Origin of the sequence: Granulibacter bethesdensis (assembly GCF_001889525.1) — a bacterium.
In the GTDB taxonomy this organism is placed as follows: domain Bacteria; phylum Pseudomonadota; class Alphaproteobacteria; order Acetobacterales; family Acetobacteraceae; genus Granulibacter; species Granulibacter bethesdensis_C.
Genome location: NZ_CP018192.1, coordinates 1,729,491 through 1,747,953, shown reverse-complemented (window position 1 = coordinate 1,747,953; position 18,463 = coordinate 1,729,491). Strand labels below are relative to the sequence as shown.

The following is an 18,463-nucleotide window of genomic DNA, read 5'->3' as shown; positions in this document are numbered from 1 at the left end:
ACAATGGCCATTCTGCGTGAACTGGTCACGCTGATCCGGTTTCAGTTCGACCGCAGCGGGATCGATGAGGCGCGTGCCGAAACGATGCGTCTGCGTGAGGAAATGGAACGCACCGCTGCCATGGCTACGAAACTGGGCGGTTCGGGTGTTCAGCCGTCCAATACTGCCGGCAGCCAGGCCGATGCGATGTCCGGTATGCTGATGCCTGCCCTGTCGGCGATCCAGTCGGCCGGGCAGTCCATGTCGCAAGCCATGCTGACATGGGCGCAGAGCCCCACCGCTGCGCAGGGCCCTGCCGCAGCGGCGGGGGGCATTGTTGCGGGTGGGGAGGCCACCTCCCTGTCTGCCATGGCGCAGACAATGCGGGGTGCGCTAATGCAGCTTGTGCCAGCCGCCTCGCTGGCGATGATGGGGCAGTTTGCCACGCCTTCCAGCCTTTCTTCTGCCGGGCAAGTTTCCTCTGCCGAGAGGGAGAGGGTCCCCCTGCACAGGATGCTGTCGGCGCTTGAGCCTGCGTCTTCTCCGCAAGAAACGGTACAGGAGACTTCCCTGACCCGGCGGATCATGCGGCAGGCGGAGGCTCTGCTGTTGCCGCAACTCCCAACCGTTTCTGCCTCGCCGGAGCTGATGGCCGGGCAACCCTCCATGGGTCAGGGGGGGAGCGATGATCCGGCTTCTGCTTTCCGCGCTTCCCTGCGGCAGGAGATGAAGGAAGCGGCAGGCTTGGCGACCGGCGCCTCCTTCAGCCTTTCCAGGAGCCTGTTGCCAGACGTGCAGCCCACGCAGCCTGCCGAGACGGAGCGTGGGATCGACCTGACCGGCGCGCTGCACGGAGCCATGCGGGCATGGGCCACGAGGCCGGAGGATGCCTCCCTTTCCCCGATGTCTGAAGGCATCAGGCCTGGCAATACAGCGCCGTCAGGTCTTGACATTTTTCCAAATTTGATGATGGCGCTGAAATCTTCTCCGCAAGGGGCTGATACCAGCTCGGACGGACCTGCCGCTGCTCCGTCCTTGCCGCTTCTTCTGACTTCCCTGCTGCCTGTCATGGAGCATCGGGACAGGGCGGTCCTATCCTCCGCGACAGGGGATGAGGGCCTCTCAGCCGAGGCGCAGGGCAGGCAGGGGTCTGTCGTCGCCCTGGCGGAGGAGGCGTCCTCCTTGCTGTCCGGTCTGACCGCGTGGCGTGCGGCGCTACTGCCATCCTCGCTCTCTTCTTCTGTGGAAAACCGTGCTGCAGGAGGGGGAAATGAGGAAAGGGGTGCGTCAGAACCCCTGCATCCCGGCCGGGAGAACGCAGGCAGGGAGGGAGTCTTCTCCATGGAGGCTCCCGCTGTACCAACGGCTTCTCCTGTCGCATCTCTCGCACTTTCACCCGCGCCGTTGCCCGGTCTGTCTGCTCTGCGGCAGGTGCTGGGTGATATGCTGCCACCGGTCAGCCTGCTGCGCGATCCACTGCATGGTGCGGCAGAACCCGACAGCATCAGCCGCGCCGGAGGGGCAGTCAGCTACGTCACCAATGTGTCGGTGGGTGCGCCCTCCATTTCCATCACCGCTCCGTCCGGGGATGCCGACACCATCGCAGCCCTCGCCGCGCAGGGTGTGTCCGACAGTCTGGAAGGCAGCGCTGACAGCTTCGCCCGGCAAGCCAATAGTGGAGACAAAAGGTCGGAAGGTTAAATTGTATAAAAAAAGAGAAAAAGAAAACATACGCTTTATTTTCATAAAATAACGCTAAAGTGCAAAAACCGATGGCCACTTTCACGCCATGGGTGATGACACCGACCGACATGCTGCAACTGGCTGCATCGAACGGCCCACAACCGTCCGGAGCAGCGATCAAGAAGGGGCCGTTCATGGCCATAAAGACTGACAGGAAAAAACAACCGTCATCGCTTTCTGCCGAGGCAGGAGGCGAAACAGAGAACGAAACCATGCCATGCCAGCAGCCCAAGCCGCCTTTTACTGCATGGACGCCGCCCTGCGTGGCGCTGGGGGCGTCTGCGGCCGATCAGGCCGTTGCTGCGCAGGGTCTGCATACCCTGCCCTTTGTGCGGGTGGCCGGCGATGGCAGTGGCACGCGCTTCTGGGCGCCGGAGCCAAGCGGCGATTATCTGACCGATTGCGGGCTGGGGGCGGCCTATGGTCAGGCATTGCTGGCCATGCTGCGGGCTGAGCCGGAAGGGCCGAGCCATGTGCTGGCTTTCCTGCTGCAAGACCTGCTGCGTCATGGCGATATCCGTCGTGACGGCGGTCTGCTGGCCGGTATGGCCACCGTGTTGAGCGATGTGCTGCGTCAACCGGTTGCCCAGCCTCGTTCTTCCTTACCGGAGGAGGCGCCCGGTTGATCAACGCCACCTGAGTACGATCCCTCCGCCCTGATCTCTCCCTCTCCCTGTTTCCTGCGGGAGCAGGGCGGAGGATCATTTTCCCCATAAGGCTTCCCCCATGCTGAACACGCTGGATCTGATTTTTGGCGCCTCCGGCCAGACCTATCTGGAATATCAGGCGACTCCCAGGCACATTACGCTTGCGCCCATTGATAAAGGCGGGGGAGGGGCTGCCAATACGGGCCAAACCAGACCCGCTCCTGTCCCCGCCACCAAGGGGGCGCTGCATCTGGATCTGCTGAGTATGGAGAGCTATCAGCTGCCCTCCCTCGCCACGCAATATCCGGTGGAACAGGGCATGCCGATTTCCGACGGCATCATCCCGCAATCGGCGCGGCTGACTATCACGGGGGCGGTGTCCTCGGCCAATGCCACGCTGTTTCGGCCATGGAATCTGGGCCTGCGCGGGATTTCGCGGCTGGAGGATACCGTCAAGCTGCTGGAGGAGCTCCATACCGCCCATCTTCCTGTCACAGTGGTGACCGGGCTGCATGTCTACCCGAACATGGCCATGACCGGTTGCGAGATCAATCGCGGGATCACGAAAGATGGCGAATCCCAGAGCCGCACCCTGAAGATCAAGCTCGATTTCCTTCAGATACGCATCGTGCAGGCCGATGTGGCGGTCAGCGGCAATGCCGCCGCCGAGGTCAGCGGCAAGACCGGATCCTCCGCCATTCCCGCTGGAAAAGCGCAATCCGCCACCCCACCCCCGAGCCTGATCACGCGGGTTGCAACCGCGCTCGGCCTGACGGCCTGACCGTAAAGGAAACCAGATATGCAGCTGATTTCCGTGCCCGATCTGAATGACAGCGTGATGGAGGCCGAACTGGATGGCCAGAGCTTCTTCCTGCATCTGTCCTGGAACAGCGAGGCCGGGTTCTGGACCCTCGGGCTTCAGGATGCCACCCGCACCACCCTGTTGGAGGGGCTGCCCGTGCTGGGCAACACGCCTCTGATCGGGCGTTATCGCACCGAGGCCATGCCGCAAGGAGAACTCATCGCCCTCCCGCCCGATACCGCGCTGGAAAATGGGCAGGAACGCATCGGGCGCAGCGATCTGCCGGGTGCAGGCGGGGCATCGCTGGTTTATGTCTCCGCCGCTGAAATGGGTGCCTCTCTTGAAGGGCCGGACTGACGGGGCGCCATAAATCCTTGGCAAACAGCGCCGGAAAATATTAGAAAGGGCCTGCACCAACCAATGCAGCCTACAGAGAAGGGGGGGGAGGGAGCCGCAAGGCTGCCTCCCCCCTTTCTGCGTTCCGGCCCGTGTCACGATCCGTGTCAGAGGTTCCGGCACTGGCTGATCTAGCGCAAAGCCGCGTGGTGACGCCACTGTTTTGCTTTTGTTCGGCCTTATTTCCGCCCGCAGAACAGCAACTGATAGAGGCAGGAACCGACAGGCATGCTCTGCCGCCACGGTCTCCGCCTCCTCTCTGTTTTCCCCTGTATCCAGCGGTCCGTTCCCTATGCCGAAAGCATGCCCCTTCTGCCCTGCTTCCAGACTGATTTTATTGCGTTTCCGCGACGTTGCCCGGCGTGGCATGGCGCTGGCCATGCCCGTTTTGATGCTGAGCCCCGCCATGGCCCAGCCCCTGGATACGGCCCCTCATCCTGCCTCTGCCTTGGCCAATATGGGGGCTGTACAGCGGGCGGAGCTGCATGCCCGCACCCATGGAGCGCTCTCCACGGCTGAAGCGCCCCCGATTCGCGTGAGTCAGCAACCCGTTCAGCACGTACCGGACAGCGAGTCGGCAGCGATGAGACAGGAAGCTGAGGCTGCTCTGGAAGCAAGACTGGGTCTCGGAATCAGCATTTCAGAGGGGCATGCGACTCGATTTCGGGACGGGAAGGGGGGAGAATCGCAGTGGTATATGTGCGGTTCGACGACCCGATTGAAGGGTGGGATGGCCGGGATGAGCAGGTCCGACTCGGACCGATTCGTGATGGCATCATCGGGTGCGTTGCTGCTGGAAAGCCAACAAAACGCCGATTTCGGGTGGCCGTGGGCACATGTCTGCTCCCCGGAAAACGCAATGCATCCCCCTTCTTCCCCGGTTCCATCCCCTGCCCGAACTGCTGTTTCACCCCCGGTTTCTGCTGGTGGGAAGGGCACCGAAAGATAAGCCGGGAAAGAGTTTCAACGTAACATATGAAAGGATTTAGCATGGGCTACGACATTATTCTTGCGGACGCGACTCGGGACGTATTTTTGACCAATGGAGACCTGATTCTCTCCGATGGGTTGGCCAGAGTGCGTCAGGAGATCGGAATCACCCTCCGGGCATGGCGTGGAGAGTGGTTTTTGGACCTCGATTTTGGAATACCTTACCTGCAAAATGTACTGGTCAAGGAGCCGCAACGGGTCGTTTTGCAATCCATTTTTGCAGCGGCGATTGCTTCGGTTCCGGATGTGGAGGCGGTCGAAAGCCTGACCGCGACTCTGGACCGCCCCAGCCGGACCCTGTCCATCGTGTTCTCTGCCCGCACCCGGTTCGGGATGGTTTCGGACAGCATCCCGTTCGGCATCGGGGGAGCATGAGCGGGCGGATGGAGGGGGAGGAGAGTCAGCCATCCCCCTTCCCGATCCCCCTCCCATGGATGCGTCTGGATGCAAGGCGCGTCCACGCGGCTCGATCCGGGATTTCAGTGAAAAGGCCATGACAATGAAACGTCAAAAACTTGCCGGTCTGGTGGTGGTCCTATGCGTGGCCATGATGTGTGGTTCCGCTCTGGCTTTCGACAGAGATGAGGATTTACACGTTGAATGGCATATGTTTTGTAATCGAAACGGAAAATGTGTTGAGCGGAAGAGATATTGTAATATCGATCATCGCTGTATCTATGTTCCTGCAACGAAACAGGAAGAAGCAGAGAGGCTGCATCAATATGCGCTTTGGAAGAAGCGGAACCTGATTCAACAGAAGCAATACCGGCAGGACCTTAAAGTGCAGGAGATGATTGCAGAAAATCAGACACCAGAGCTTCTGGAAGAATTAAGAAAGAAGTACAGCGTTCTGCCAGGTCCATATCATGAATGCAGAAGCAAAGAGTGTAAAAATTTATATGAGTCCTTTTATGATAAATTAAATAAACCTAGAATAGGCAAAGATATAATTGAATTATCTTCAAATATTACAGTCAACGATAGTGGAAACTGGTTTATATGTTACTCTGGTCAGAAAATTATGAATAATGGAGCCGCTCAGAAGCATGATTGGATTATGTCCAACGCCGGTTGGTTGCTTGATAGCTATGTGGTGGGAGATGGCTTTTATGATGAAATATACAAACAAGCCTGCCAGTCAGATGGCGAAGTGATTTGGCAGTGAATGTCGCCTGTCAAACATCGTTGTAAGGAGTTTTGATTATGGCTGTTGATTTCAAGAAGATTATCAAAAACCTGATTGCATCGCATTGCGATCGGATCAACACGACAATGCCGGGGACGATTGTTTCCTATAATCCGGCAACGCGGCGGGCGGTGGTGCAGCTTTCCCTGTCCAAAACCTCGCCGGAGGGGATCGTCCTGAAAGCACCGCGTGTGGTGTCTGTGCCGGTGGTGTTTCCGACCGGCGGCGGCGTTGCGATCACCTGGCCGTTGCATCCGGGGGATGGAGTTATGCTGCATTTCTGTCAGCGATCTTTGGAAAACTGGCTGGATCATGGCGATGATGTTGTTGACGATTTCCGGCAAAGCAACATCTCTGACGCTATTGCCGTGCCGGGTTTGAATCATGGCGCTGCGACAGAGCCGGCGCATGCGGAGAATATGGTGATCGCGTTTGGCTCGGCCTCCATGGAAATGACCCCCTCCGGCGGCATGGTGCTGAATCTCCCTGGTGGATTGACCATCAAGGGGAAGGTCACCGGTGATCAGGATGCGGTGTTCAACAATATTTCAGCCAGCACGCATACTCATGCCGGTGTACAGCCCGGCTCCGGACGATCAGGGACACCTGCTGCATAGGTTTCTCACTGATTATATCAAGGTTTTTGTAAGCCGTATCCTTCACAGGATGCGGCTTTTTTTATGCCCGTGTTTGTCTCGATCCCGGATTATAATCCTGCTATAAGTCAGGTCTATAATCGGTATAGTAGTCGAACGATAAAAAGAGGTTTCAAGGATGATAAATGTAAAACATCTGGCGGGGGCAGTGTTGATACTTTGTACGACCATGTCATCTGGTCCTGCTGTTTCTGGAGAATACTGGGATCCGGAAGACTATAAAAAATACATGGAGCTGCTCAAGAGGGAGGATTTAAAAGAACAAAAAAGGCAGGAAATTGTTAGAAATAAGGAAACACCTGCTGTTATCGAAGAGATGAAGAAAAAGTATATTATTTCTCCAGGACCGTATCATCTTTATAAGGGTGATGGTTTGCGGAAATATTCTCAGATAATAACTGATGAAACAAATAAAAGAATAAAAAAGTATTTTCCTTTTATGGGATATGCTACAATAAATGACAATGGAGATTGGTTTATTTGCACAGTTGTTGATCAAACATATAATGGTGTTCCGTATTATCGACAGATGATTATGTCAAATCATAATTGGATATTGTTTTCTTCTGATGTTAGTGGTGAATTTTTTGAATCAATTAGTAATAAAGCTTGTAAACACGATGATGAGGTTGTGGAATGAAATTGCAACATAAAATGAATTTATTGAACAGATTATTTGAATAAACTCATCCGAGCCATCCACCGTCTTTTTTCGTAGCTGCCTCCTTCACCGGATGCGGCTTTTTTTTGGGTCTGCTTTCGTCTCGATCCCGGAGCATAATTTTGCCATAAGGAGGTTTGTAATCTGTATCGTAGGTCAAATAACGAAAAGAGGTTTCAATAATGCTAAATGCGAAACATTTATACAGTGCATTGCTGATATTTTGCACATCGCTAGCCTCAATACCCGCGTCGGCAGATGTCTGGGATCCAAAAGTATTGGAACAATTAAGGCATGATTTGCTTGTGCAAAGATTGAAAGAGAGAGAAGAGAAAAAAGAAATAGAAAGCAAACAAACACCTGAATTTATTGAAGAAATGAAAAGAAAATATGTAGTTCCTCCCGGCCCATATCACGAATTAAGAGGGAAAAATGCAGATATAATAATAAACCAATTTTGGGATGAAATTCAGAAAAAACATCCAGATTTTCATACCATTTTGGCATATGTAACAATTAATGATAATGGAGACTGGTTTTCTTGTATTGGATTAGAAAAAATTCTAAAAAATGGAGTTTTCATTCATTTTTCTGCAATAAAATCTAGCAAGGGATGGATTTTTTACTCTAATGAAGTGGCAGAAAATTTTTGGTCTTATTTGTTTAATGCATGTAATAGTGATGGAGAAATAGTGGAATGAATTTATCAGAAAGAAAAATTCGGATTCGTTTTTTTTCTGGAAAAAATAATTTATATGATGTTAATGATTTAAGAGTTATTATTAATATAAAGAGATCCATAACAAATTCTGGAAATAGCATGAATTTGACGATTTTTAATCTCAATAAACGCAATATTGATTTTATAATAAATTCAGTCAAAATGGAAATATATGCTGGATATGGGTCTCATCTTTTTCTGGCTTTTGTGGGAGTGCCAAATCTAATTAAAACGGCTCATAAAGATGCAGACTATACAATTTCCATCACGGCATTTGATGGAAATGATATTTTATCAGCTTCTCGATCCAGTTACACAGGGTATGAGAATGTAACGGTCAGGGAAATCATTGAGACTGCTGCGCATGATGCAGGTTTGGGCCTGAAGATTGTGGATGGTCTTGGAAGGCGCAGTTGGAAACATGGGTATAGTTTCTATGGTTCATCGAAGAATATGCTTGAGGATGCCTGTAAGGCTGAGGGACTTGAATACTCTGTCCAGAATAATGTTGTACAGGTCACCAAGAAAGGTCAGCCTTTCCCTAAACCAGAGGTTCTGCTGTCAATGGAAACTGGTCTGATCCGCTATGTCGAAGTTGCTTCCAAGGGTCCAAAGGCGTCTGTTTTTACGAAGGGTATTAACCCGACCGATAATCCATATGTAAAACAAATTGTTTCTTCAGATGAGCCAGTAGAGGGTTTAACGGTTTATTCATTGATGCGGCCCGATTTGATCCCGGGTGATCCTGTTGTGATCAAACATCCTGGAATCGTCAAAAAACGTTATCATGTGAGTACAATTGAACATGATGGCAATAATATGCCTGTAGACAATAAAGAACTTGGAACATGGACATCAACAATCACTTTGGTTGAATAGCCCCCACCCCAACCATCCACCGTTTTTCTTCGTAGCTGCTTCCTTCACCGGATGCGGCTTTTTTTGTGTTTGTTTCCTGAAAGGAACAGGTTTCATGACCAGCTATGGCATCACCCCGTCCGGCTTCATCAAGCGCCGCATGAGCGATATCGGCGCGGAGATCATCACCACCCTGCAAAATGCATTCGGGGCGGAGATCGCAACCCAGCCGGATACTGTCCTCGGTCAGCTCGTCGCCACCTTTGCCGAGAGAGAGGCCGCGCTGTGGGAAATGGCGGAGGGCGTCTATAACGCCATGTATCCCGCCACCGCCAGCGGCAGCAATCTGGACAAGGCTGTTTCATTCACGGGCGTCACCCGGCTTCAGGCCACGCGCTCGCAGGTATACTGCGTGTTGTACGGCAATGCCGGCACATTGGTGCCCGCCGGAACAGCCGCACCTCAGCAGGCCGGGCTGACGCGTTTTCTGCTCGCGGCTGATACCGAAATCAGCCCTGATACTCTGGCTGATGTCTCCATCGGCGTCATCAGCGCTGTGGCGGGGCAAGGCTACTCCCTTGTGCTCAACTCCGTCAGTTTCAGCATCACCGCGGCCTCGGCCAATGCGCCGGCCATTCTGGCGCAGTTCGTGGCTTCTGTTTCCTCCGCTGGATACAATGCCAGTGTGCAGGGAAGCGGCAGCAGCGCAGTTCTGCGCATCGTTACCGATGGACGCAGAACAATCAGCGTTGCCACATCTTCTTTGCTGATCATGACGGAGATGGGAACGCCCGGTCTGTTTATCGCGCGTGATTACGGGCCGTATACCGCCCCTGCAAACTCCATCACCACGATCAGCAACACGATCTCCGGCTTTAAACGTATTCTCAATCTTCAGGATGCCATGCCAGGGCGGCCCTATGAGACCGATTCAGCCTTGCGGGCACGCTATGCGCGCGGTGTCTATCGGCTGGGGGCCGGGACGTTGCCCTCTATCCGGGCCAGCCTGCTCCAGAAAGTGCAAGGTGTCACCGCCGCGATGGTGATCGAAAACGATACAGCCGCCGTTGATACCGACGGACGCCCCCCGCACAGTGTCGAATGCATTGTCGAGGGCGGAGAAGACGCCGCCGTCGCTGCGCAGATTCAGGCGGTGAAGCCGGCCGGTATCACCGCATACGGCCTCAACAGCCAGACCGTGCAGATCAGCACCGGTGCGCATAACGGCACGGAATGGCACAGCATCGGCTTTACGCGGCCGGTGCGGCGCTATGTCTGGATCACCTGCAAAATCACGACATTAAGCGAGGAAACATTCCCCGCCGATGGTCTGCTGCGTGTGCAGCAATCCCTGAATGATACCGGTGTTGCACTCGATATTGCTCAGGATGTGGTTGCGCAGCGTTTCCTCGGCCCGATTTACGAAACAGTCAGCGGCATTGCCTCCATCGCGCTCAGCTTTGCCGTCACCAGCGACCCCGCAACAATGCCAGCGAGCACAGCCTACACACAGGCCAACATCTCCATCGGCGCCCGCGAGCGCGCGATTTTCGATACCGCACGTATCTATGTTTCGTAATTGGAAATAGCAAAGATCAGGGGATCATAATTATGCCACAGGAGGATGCAGACTCTGCATCCTCCGTGGAACAAGCGACGGGGGAGTGGGGGAACGATGAGAGCTTTATATTTGAAGATCGCAGGTGCCGCGCTTCTTTTAGGCAATATTTTATCCTGTGGGTCTGCTGTCGCAGATTACTGGGAGCCGGGTGTAATGGCCAAATTGTCGCAGGCGCTGGAAGAGGAGAAGGAGCGTCGAAGAAAACATAACGAAGCTATAGAAAGCAAGCTGACACCTGAAATTCTGGAAAAACTGCGCCAGAAATATGACGTGCCGCCCGGTCCGTATCATCATTTTAGAGGAGAAGAAAAGGAAAGCTTGACCCAGCCATTTTGGGAAGAGCTTCAGAGAAGAAATCCAAATCTTAGTTTACTATATACTCATATGACTGTTAATGAACAAGGAGACTGGTTTGTCTGCATCTTAACGGAAGAAATATTAAAAAATCACATACACAGACCAGAGATTTCAATCAAATCAAGTCGAGGATGGACATTATATGATAATGAATTCGGAGAAAAATTCTTGATGGAAATACGTCATAAGGCGTGCGAAACAGATGGAGAAATAGTAAAATGATTTATTTGCAAGAATAGGAAGTATGAAGCGGTGTATGATAGACTCTCCTTACGATCATAATACAGAAAGCGCATTGTGCCTGCCGGTATGGTGCGCTTTCTGTATGATAGCGAAGGAGACGAAAGCATAAAATGGAGTATCAGACGATGAAATACAAAACCCTTGTTATTGCCGGGCTTCTTTTAGGCAATGTTTTATCCTGTGGGTCTGCTGTTGCAGATTACTGGGACCCGAAGCTGGTGGCCAAATTGTCGAAGGCGCTGCAAGAGGAGATGGAGCGTCGAAGAAAACATGATGAGGCTATAGAAAGCAAGCTGACACCAGAAATTCTGGAAAAACTGCGTCAGAAATATGACGTGCCGCCCGGTCCGTATCATCTTTATCGGGGGGAAGAAGAGGAAAGATTGACCCAGCCATTTTGGGAAGAGCTTCAGAGAAGAAATCCGAATCTTACTTGGTTGCAATCTCATATGACTGTTAATGAACAAGGAGACTGGTTTGTCTGCATAGCATCTGAAGAAATATTAAAAAATCACATACACAGACCAGATGTTTCAATAAAATCAAGTCGAGGATGGACATTATATAACGATGAATTTGGAGGAAAATTTTTGATGCAAATAGATCATAAGGCATGCCTATCAGATGGAGAAGTGGTAAAATGAAGTATTTAAACAATAGAAAGTATAAAGTAATTTTTGATGGTAGTGATATAATAAAAAAATATACAAAAATAAAAGCAAAAATAAATATTAAAAGAATGTATAATAATTCTGGAAACAGTATAAAAGTTGACCTATATAATATAAACCGTGATTATTTAGATTCTATAATCAGGTCTAAATATTTAGAAGTTTATTGTGGTTATGAATCTGGCTTGTTTTCATTGGCCTTCTCAGGTTCTCCATACGCCATAAAAACAGGCCAAAGAAATGCAGATTCTATTGTGACGGTTGTAGGCTTCGACGGTTCTGATGTTTTATCCCGATCATTGATAAGCTTTACAGGAGAAAAAGGAATTCCTGTGAGGGATATCATTGAGGCCGCAGCCACGAACGCCAAAATGCCATTGTACATGGCAGATGGCATTGGTGCCAGACGTCTGAAAAGCGGCTTCAGCTTTTACGGATCAGCCAAAGATATGCTTGAAAGCATCTGTCATTCTTCTGGCTTGCAATATTCCGTTCAGAACCAAACGATTCAGGTTACCAGAAAGGGAGAAACCACCACGCGCCCTTCCGTTCTTCTAAGCATGGAAACAGGGCTGATCCGTTATATCGACAGAACCTTCATGGGGCCGCGAAGTTCCGCTATCATAAAGGATCTGAATACCGCCGATAACCCGTATCTGAAGGAACTCGTCTCCAGTATCGGAACGGAGGAAGGTGTGCAGGTCTATTCCCTGATGCGGCCCGATATCAATCCGGGCGACCCCGTATGGCTTAAGCAGGGTAAGGGTTATGAAAAATTTCGTGTCGATACGATCGAGCATAATGGCGATACGATGCCGGTCGAAAATTCCGAGCTGGGAACATGGACCTCAACGATTAATCTTATTTCCCTCAAAAAATTTACTTTCAAGTTAGACAAGGAAACGAAGGATGATCTTCCTTCTCTGACAAAGGCCATTCCGGCCGAGAAAAAGCGTCAGGCAGAGACAGACCCGTTCGGCTTCAAATTTTATTGATATCAACAAAGGATTCCTACCATGTCTGAAGACATCAAGCAGATTCTGAAAAACCTGATTGCCTCGCATTGCGATCGCATCAACACGACCATGCCGGGCACCATTGTGTCCTATGACCCCGCCACACGCCGCGCCGAGGTGCAGCTTTCCCTGTCCAAAACCTCACCGGATGCGGAGATTATAAAAGCGCCGCGTGTTGTCGATGTGCCTGTCGTGTTTCCCTCGGTCGGCCCTGTCGGCATCACCTGGCCGTTGCATTCCGGTGATGGCGTCATGCTGCATTTCTGCCAGCGTTCGCTGGAAAACTGGAAAGATGCCGGCAGTGATATTGTCGATAATTTCCGTCAGACCCACATCACCGATGCCATTGCCGTGCCGGGTCTGGCGCACAGCCAGGCTACATCTCCGGCCCATCCCGACAATATGGTGATTGCGTTCGGCTCTGCCTCTGTGGAATTCACATCTTCCGGTTCTCTCATACTGAATGCGCCGGGCGGCTTGACAATCAACGGCGCGGTATCCGGTGATCAGGATGCGGTCTTTAACGGTATTTCGGTCAAAACACATGCTCATTCCGGTGTGCAGCCCGGTTCCGGACGCTCCGGCCCACCCTCCGCCAGCTGAGCGAGGCAGACCGAAACGCAATAGTCTCGGGGTGTCGAATAAAAAGGTGGACAAGGGGAAGATAATTTCTTATTGTCTGCTACAGTCGATGCATAAAAACATTCCTTCTTACACGATCAAGCAGGGATGTCTCTTTCGGCCTTTTTGAAAAAGCCGAGGTTTTTTCTACTCTTTTCTCCTGATCTGCGGATGTCGTAATCCGGTATGTGTCATGCATGCCGGCTTTTGCGCGTCCGCAGTTTCAGATTGCTCCGGGCATTGTCATATGATCGCTCAAAATGAGTTGAATACCGCGTTCGGTACAAAGCGGGAAAGTGCTGCCAGCTATATCACGGCAGATGGTAAACTCGTTATTACCGGACCGAATGTTCTGAGACCATCCTATGCCGATGATGGAAGTTATCTCGGCGCACTGACCGAGGGAGCGTCTACCAACTATCTGCCTGATTCAATGCTGACAACGAGTCAAAAAAGCTGGTCTGGAAATTATGCTTCCATCGTGACCAGCCGACTGATGAAGGACGGTTTTTCCTGCCTTCAATTCGATTTTCCTGCGCTTAACAGTGCAGCTTCCGCACAAATGAGTTTAGGTGACCCGGTTTCGGCCCAGGCGGGGGAGACATGGTGGCTTAGCGCATGGGGATTGATGATCGGCAACTCTGCGTCTGTGCCGGTCGTGTCGCTGCGACTCTCATCCGGTTCTGCCAACGTGACGCAGGCGTTTCCATCCGGCAATGCTTCAGGCCGGCTGGTGAGGATCAGGGTGAGTCTACAGGTTCCAGCGGGGCAGAATACGGTCTCAGCCTCTCTGGTTGTGAACGGGGCGGCTGGAGGCAATGCTGTTTCGATGGTTTTTTCGGCTTCGCAGCTGGAAAAAAACCGGGTGAGCAGTTTTATTCCTACCAGTAACGGCTTTGCTTCCCGTGTTTCGGATCGTGTTTTCTATATTGCCGATGCCGATCCAGGAAACGGGCAGGTGCCTGATGCCACCAACATGGTCTTCGGGCGCGATCATGGGGTGGTGGCGTGGGAGCATATGCTGGCCCAGTTTTCCGCCAGTTCTTCTCTTCAGTCTTTGGTCAAGGCGCTTTATCCGGCCTGCACGACGCTGGATACGGCTTTGCAGGCGATGATGAATAATCGCGTGCTGGATCAGGCAAGCGGAGATCAACTGGATGGCATTGGCGATATTCTCGGCCAGTCACGGCTGGTGGGTCCGGCCAGTGCGATAATGCTGACGGATGATCAGTATCGGCGGTTGTTGAAGCTCAAAATCCTGCTGAACAACGCACATGGCACAACCGAGGATCTGAGGGCCGCTTTCTGTGTTCTGTTCAATGCAGACAGTACGCTGCTCCAGGATAATGGTGACGCAAGTCTGACCGCGGTTGTGGGACGATTCATCACGGCCTCTGATCTCGCTTTCGCACGTTCTATCGCGGGATTTCCAAAACCGGCTGGCGTTGGTCTGGTGCAGATGCAGTATGATCCGGCAAGACCCTTCGGATTTCAGCAGCAGAGTTATATGGGCTTCGGATCGGGTTGTATGGCGCGTGCGCTGGATAACATCATTCCCTCATCTTGAATTCTCTGGTCCTGATTTTTTTAACCTCAACACTGACAGGAAAAAGCATGTCATTTTTTGACCGTTTCAGCAGCCTTTGGGCATCACAAGGAACGGCATCCCCGCCGAGTGATACGCAATCGGATCAGGGTTTTTCCTATCTGGGACAGATTCCACCCAGTGTAGAATTGTTCAACGGTCTGTTTCAGGAAAGAGACTGGAAAATAAAATGGCTTTACCAGCAGATTTCCTCTGTCATCGGTCTTGATGGCAGCACGCCGAGCGAGACAGAAACAGGCAAGGCCGGAGGAGTGTTGGCAAAATGGTTCGCTCCGATCAAAAATCCGGCTTTCCAAGGTGGTGCGACCATCTATGGCCCCCTTGAGATCGGGTCTCAGTCGGTCCGCAGCACCCCCTACATCGATTTTCATACAGACGGCACCAATACTGACTATAATGCGCGCATCATCGCTGTCGGTGGGACGCAAGGGCAGTCTGCAAGTGCCGGCCTGATCATATCATCGGCTACTCTGGAAGTCGGTGGCGATATGACCGCCGATAAATCGCTGCTGGTAACCGGCGGCATCACCGCCAATGGTGGCATCACCGCCAATGGCGGAGCGTCATTTAAAAAGACGATGTATGTAGGCGGAGGGAGCACAAATGCCTCCAGCCTCTATGTGGACGATAATAGCGGGGCGGCCACATGGGCCGGATATTTTTCAGGCTCTGCCTATGTCAGTAAAAAATTCCAGGTTGATGGTGGTGCTACCATCAATGGCGGTGACCTGAGCGTATCCAACAATATGAAAGCGAATGGCGCTGTCACCGGCCAGACGGTCTATGCGCTGAACGGCGGTTTTTCTACATCCGGCGGTCTCTATGTCGCCACATCCGCCAGTGTCGGCACTCTCTCTGTCACCAAGGGTAGCGGAAACAACTCCAGCCTCTATGCCAGCGATAACAGCGGTGCCGCGACATGGGCTGGATATTTTTCCGGAAGCCTCTATTGCAGCTCGAAGATAGAAACAGCCAACCGGGTCTACGCGCATAACTATGTTTGCACGGGACCTACGGACGGAAATTTTACCCCGGCCAATAACGGTGCAAATGGTTGCTCGATGACGCCCACCGGATTCAATGCCTACTCCGCTTCCGGACCGGCAGCCGCGTTCGGAACGAACGGCTCCAATAACCAGATTATTGCGTTTTCGGCGGGCACCTCCGGTGGCGTCCAATGGATCGGCAGCATCGGCAGCAATGGATCGTCTGTGCAATACAACACCACATCCGATTATCGTCTGAAAACCAGTATCACCGATCTCGATCAAAGTGCCGCCGCTGAAAAAATCCTGAATATTCATATCAAGAATTTTGCGTTTATCTCTCATCCCGATCGCATCGTGACCGGTGTGATCGCGCATGAGCTGCAAGCTGTGATCCCTGAAGCGGTAACAGGGGAGCACGATGGAACGCGCCATGTGGACAATGTCGTGATTCGTGATGGTACGGTGGCATGGGAAAATGTCACCGAAACCACTTATCAGGCTGCAAAAGAGCAAAATCCCGATCTCTGGAACGGCACTGAGTGGCACGCATCCTGTGAAGTGCCGGACTATCAGCAGGTGGATTACAGCAAGCTGGTGCCGATGCTGACTGCAGCCCTGCAGAATGCACTGACCCGCATCGCCACCCTTGAGGCGAAAGTCAAATAAGGAAAATGAAGATGAAATGGCTGTATCTGGCGCTTCTGGCGCCTTTTTTTATGTCTCAAGCGCAGGCGCAGGGCATGCGTTCCTCTTATTGTGCCGACGCATCATGTGCCGCCAGTATTGGGGCCCAGGTGGTAGGCATGATTGATGCTGCGACCGGGCGTCCCGTCGCGCTGTCATCTGTGTCACCTTTACCTGTCGCGGGGGTGGCAGTGCCTGCGACAGGATCTGCCGCTGCATCATCCTCGATCACAGCCGGTTCTTATCAGACCGTGTTTGCGGCAGGCTCGATCACACGCGGATGCAGCGTGCAGAACCCGGCCGGCAATACCGTGTCGCTCTGGGTGGATTTTGCCGGAACCACTGGCTCCTCCCGCGCTGCTACCTCGGTGGAGGTTGTGCCGGGGGCGTCCATACGCTGCGATTTCGTGCCGACCGGGGCCGTGACGGCCTTTGCCGCCAGCCCGGTCACCTTCAATGCGCTGAGGTGGTGACATGATGCATCGTCTTGTTCTGTTCGCTTCCTGTCTGCTGCCCTGCATCGCCTCGGCCCAGACGGTCACGCCTCCGCCGATGCGATCCAGCGTGTGCACGGTCATGACGGCAGGCGGCACATACACGGTGCCACCATGGGCTGTGACGCTGGATATTGAGGCATGGGGTGGCGGTTCCTCCGGTGGTAACGGGACCGTCGCCGCATCCGGCACGGCGACCAGCGGTGGGGCCGGAGGCTCGCCGGGGTATCATGCCCGAATGTCGGGAATACGATTGGTCTCCCTGGGAGCGTCATCCCTCTCGGTGGTGGTCGGTGCAGGCGGTGGCCAGCCTTCCGGGGCCGGGGCGGCCGGTATCGGTGGCGGTGAGACGAATATCATCGGTGGTGCGCTCAATATCCGCGCTGGTGGTGGAGGCGCTCCGGCAGGTGGCTCCACCGCAGCCTCGGCCAGCGGTGGCAGCGGTAGTTTCCTGATCAATGGCGGCCCCGCCAGTGGCGCGACCCCAGGTCAGGGCTATCCCTTTGGCATTGGCGGCATGACCGGTGGTCAGGGTGCCCTCAATCTGACCGGCCCCGGTGTCGGCGCATCCGGAGGCAGCGGCGCGCCGGGGGCGGCTGGTGGTGGAGCCGGCGTCACCATGGCCTCAACGGCGGGTGCTGCTGCTGGTGGCGGGGTCGATGGCAATGGCGCTGGCAAGGCTGGGGGAGCATCAGGTGTCACTGCTGACAGCTATCCGATGGGGAATATTTTTGGGGGCGTCGCGCCGGGTGGCAATGGCGGGACGATCCCGCTTCGTACTCAGCCCGGTCAGGAATCCATTGGCGGCGCAGGCGGTGCAGGCGGCAATGCCTCCACCGATGGCGGGAATGGCAGCCCCGGTGCTGGCTTCGGCGCGGCGGGTGGTGGAGGCGGTTCTACAATCACGGGTCGGCAATACGGATTGGGTGCGCCCGGTCAATCAGGAGGCGTAGTCATATGCGCAAGGCCATAATCGCAGTGATCGCATTGCTGCTGGGTGCAGCGGCGCCCGCTTCGTACGTGCAGATCTGCACGGCTCCGTGTGTGGCGCAGGATGGGACCATGCAGCCCGCCGGGACGGTGCTCAACCGTGCCGTCTGGATCGAGCCTCCCGCCCATGACGCCACCACCGAATGGCGGCCCGATCAGGGGCAGGCCCTCTATCATCCGGTAACGCCAATGCAGGCAGGTGCTTCATGAACCATCAACCGGAAATGCTGTCGGAACTGCTGCGTGATCTGCGGCAGGATGTCCAGCGCGGGCAGGAGCGGAGTGAGGAACGCTTCGATCAGTTGCGGGATGAGCTGCACGTTCTGCGTGCCGGTTCCTCCCGCATTGTCGACCGGGTTTACGGTGTGGAGCGGCGGGTCGAGGCGCTGGAAGGTCCGGTGGCTGAGTTCCGCCATCTGCGCAGCCGTATTGGCGGGCTGGTCATCAGCGGCAGTCTCGCCGTGAGCGCCATCGGCACGGTCTGGACGCTATGCGGTGATTACGTCCGCGATCATCTGAGCTGGCGCTGATC

Annotated in this window: 22 protein-coding genes; all 22 read left to right on the top strand. The window is 53.7% G+C overall.

Features of this window, described 5'->3' with window-relative positions; all coding sequences use genetic code 11:
* The first annotated feature begins 3 nt into the window (after window positions 1–3).
* The 22 genes from GbCGDNIH6_RS07935 to GbCGDNIH6_RS07830 all read left to right on the top strand — a co-directional run bounded on the left by GbCGDNIH6_RS07935 (window position 4) and on the right by GbCGDNIH6_RS07830 (window position 18,461).
* Window positions 4–1,680, top strand: coding sequence for a hypothetical protein (locus GbCGDNIH6_RS07935; RefSeq protein ID WP_072563490.1), 1,677 nt, complete (start codon window positions 4–6; stop codon window positions 1,678–1,680).
* 71 nt (window positions 1,681–1,751) lie between these two features.
* Entirely contained in the window at window positions 1,752–2,348 is a 597-nt protein-coding gene (locus GbCGDNIH6_RS07930) for a hypothetical protein (RefSeq protein ID WP_072563489.1), read from the top strand.
* A gap of 100 nt (window positions 2,349–2,448) precedes the next feature.
* Window positions 2,449–3,150, top strand: a complete 702-nt coding sequence (locus tag GbCGDNIH6_RS07925) for a phage baseplate protein (RefSeq protein WP_072563488.1) — start codon at window positions 2,449–2,451, stop codon at window positions 3,148–3,150.
* Window positions 3,151–3,168: 18 nt separating this feature from the next.
* Window positions 3,169–3,528, top strand: a complete 360-nt coding sequence (locus GbCGDNIH6_RS07920; protein WP_072563487.1) for a phage baseplate plug family protein — start codon at window positions 3,169–3,171, stop codon at window positions 3,526–3,528.
* A gap of 445 nt (window positions 3,529–3,973) precedes the next feature.
* Entirely contained in the window at window positions 3,974–4,516 is a 543-nt protein-coding gene (locus tag GbCGDNIH6_RS07915) for a hypothetical protein (RefSeq protein ID WP_157692376.1), read from the top strand.
* 41 nt (window positions 4,517–4,557) lie between these two features.
* Entirely contained in the window at window positions 4,558–4,932 is a 375-nt protein-coding gene (locus tag GbCGDNIH6_RS07910; RefSeq protein WP_025286978.1) for a contractile injection system sheath initiator, read from the top strand.
* A 118-nt stretch (window positions 4,933–5,050) separates the two neighbouring features.
* On the top strand, window positions 5,051–5,722 hold the full coding sequence (locus GbCGDNIH6_RS07905) for a hypothetical protein (protein WP_157692375.1): 672 nt from the start codon (window positions 5,051–5,053) through the stop codon (window positions 5,720–5,722).
* 38 nt (window positions 5,723–5,760) lie between these two features.
* Window positions 5,761–6,360: a Gp138 family membrane-puncturing spike protein gene (locus GbCGDNIH6_RS07900; RefSeq protein WP_072563484.1), complete on the top strand. Its 600-nt coding sequence runs from the start codon at window positions 5,761–5,763 to the stop codon at window positions 6,358–6,360.
* A gap of 157 nt (window positions 6,361–6,517) precedes the next feature.
* Window positions 6,518–7,039 (top strand): hypothetical protein, encoded by a 522-nt coding sequence (locus GbCGDNIH6_RS07895; RefSeq protein WP_157692374.1) that lies wholly within the window; start codon window positions 6,518–6,520, stop codon window positions 7,037–7,039.
* Between the two features lie 203 nt (window positions 7,040–7,242).
* Window positions 7,243–7,761: a hypothetical protein gene (locus tag GbCGDNIH6_RS12430; protein WP_072563482.1), complete on the top strand. Its 519-nt coding sequence runs from the start codon at window positions 7,243–7,245 to the stop codon at window positions 7,759–7,761.
* Window positions 7,758–8,660 carry a hypothetical protein gene (locus GbCGDNIH6_RS07885; RefSeq protein WP_157692373.1) on the top strand — a complete coding sequence of 301 codons (903 nt, stop codon included), beginning with the start codon at window positions 7,758–7,760 and terminating at the stop codon, window positions 8,658–8,660. The genes GbCGDNIH6_RS12430 and GbCGDNIH6_RS07885 overlap by 4 nt, the downstream gene beginning before the upstream one ends.
* Before the next feature lie 94 nt (window positions 8,661–8,754).
* On the top strand, window positions 8,755–10,218 hold the full coding sequence (locus tag GbCGDNIH6_RS07880; RefSeq protein ID WP_072563480.1) for a baseplate J/gp47 family protein: 1,464 nt from the start codon (window positions 8,755–8,757) through the stop codon (window positions 10,216–10,218).
* A gap of 96 nt (window positions 10,219–10,314) precedes the next feature.
* Window positions 10,315–10,839, top strand: a complete 525-nt coding sequence (locus tag GbCGDNIH6_RS07875; protein WP_095413444.1) for a hypothetical protein — start codon at window positions 10,315–10,317, stop codon at window positions 10,837–10,839.
* 146 nt (window positions 10,840–10,985) lie between these two features.
* The gene (locus GbCGDNIH6_RS07870) at window positions 10,986–11,504 is read left to right on the top strand and encodes a hypothetical protein (RefSeq protein ID WP_232449757.1); all 519 of its coding nucleotides are present in this window, start codon (window positions 10,986–10,988) and stop codon (window positions 11,502–11,504) included.
* Window positions 11,501–12,526 (top strand): hypothetical protein, encoded by a 1,026-nt coding sequence (locus GbCGDNIH6_RS12425; protein WP_157692372.1) that lies wholly within the window; start codon window positions 11,501–11,503, stop codon window positions 12,524–12,526. Before GbCGDNIH6_RS07870 ends, GbCGDNIH6_RS12425 begins: the two co-directional genes overlap by 4 nt.
* A 21-nt stretch (window positions 12,527–12,547) precedes the next feature.
* Window positions 12,548–13,150, top strand: a complete 603-nt coding sequence (locus GbCGDNIH6_RS07860) for a Gp138 family membrane-puncturing spike protein (protein ID WP_072563476.1) — start codon at window positions 12,548–12,550, stop codon at window positions 13,148–13,150.
* Between the two features lie 265 nt (window positions 13,151–13,415).
* Window positions 13,416–14,735, top strand: a complete 1,320-nt coding sequence (locus GbCGDNIH6_RS07855; RefSeq protein WP_072563475.1) for a baseplate wedge 1 family protein — start codon at window positions 13,416–13,418, stop codon at window positions 14,733–14,735.
* A 47-nt stretch (window positions 14,736–14,782) separates the two neighbouring features.
* A complete protein-coding gene (locus tag GbCGDNIH6_RS07850) occupies window positions 14,783–16,429 on the top strand; it encodes a tail fiber domain-containing protein (protein WP_157692371.1) in 1,647 nt (548 codons plus the stop codon).
* Window positions 16,430–16,440: 11 nt separating this feature from the next.
* The gene (locus GbCGDNIH6_RS07845) at window positions 16,441–16,920 is read left to right on the top strand and encodes a hypothetical protein (protein ID WP_157692370.1); all 480 of its coding nucleotides are present in this window, start codon (window positions 16,441–16,443) and stop codon (window positions 16,918–16,920) included.
* A gap of 1 nt (window position 16,921) precedes the next feature.
* A complete protein-coding gene (locus tag GbCGDNIH6_RS07840; RefSeq protein ID WP_072563472.1) occupies window positions 16,922–17,914 on the top strand; it encodes a hypothetical protein in 993 nt (330 codons plus the stop codon).
* On the top strand, window positions 17,899–18,141 hold the full coding sequence (locus GbCGDNIH6_RS07835; RefSeq protein ID WP_072563471.1) for a hypothetical protein: 243 nt from the start codon (window positions 17,899–17,901) through the stop codon (window positions 18,139–18,141). Before GbCGDNIH6_RS07840 ends, GbCGDNIH6_RS07835 begins: the two co-directional genes overlap by 16 nt.
* Entirely contained in the window at window positions 18,138–18,461 is a 324-nt protein-coding gene (locus GbCGDNIH6_RS07830; RefSeq protein ID WP_011632251.1) for a hypothetical protein, read from the top strand. The genes GbCGDNIH6_RS07835 and GbCGDNIH6_RS07830 overlap by 4 nt, the downstream gene beginning before the upstream one ends.
* Window positions 18,462–18,463 lie beyond the last annotated feature (2 nt).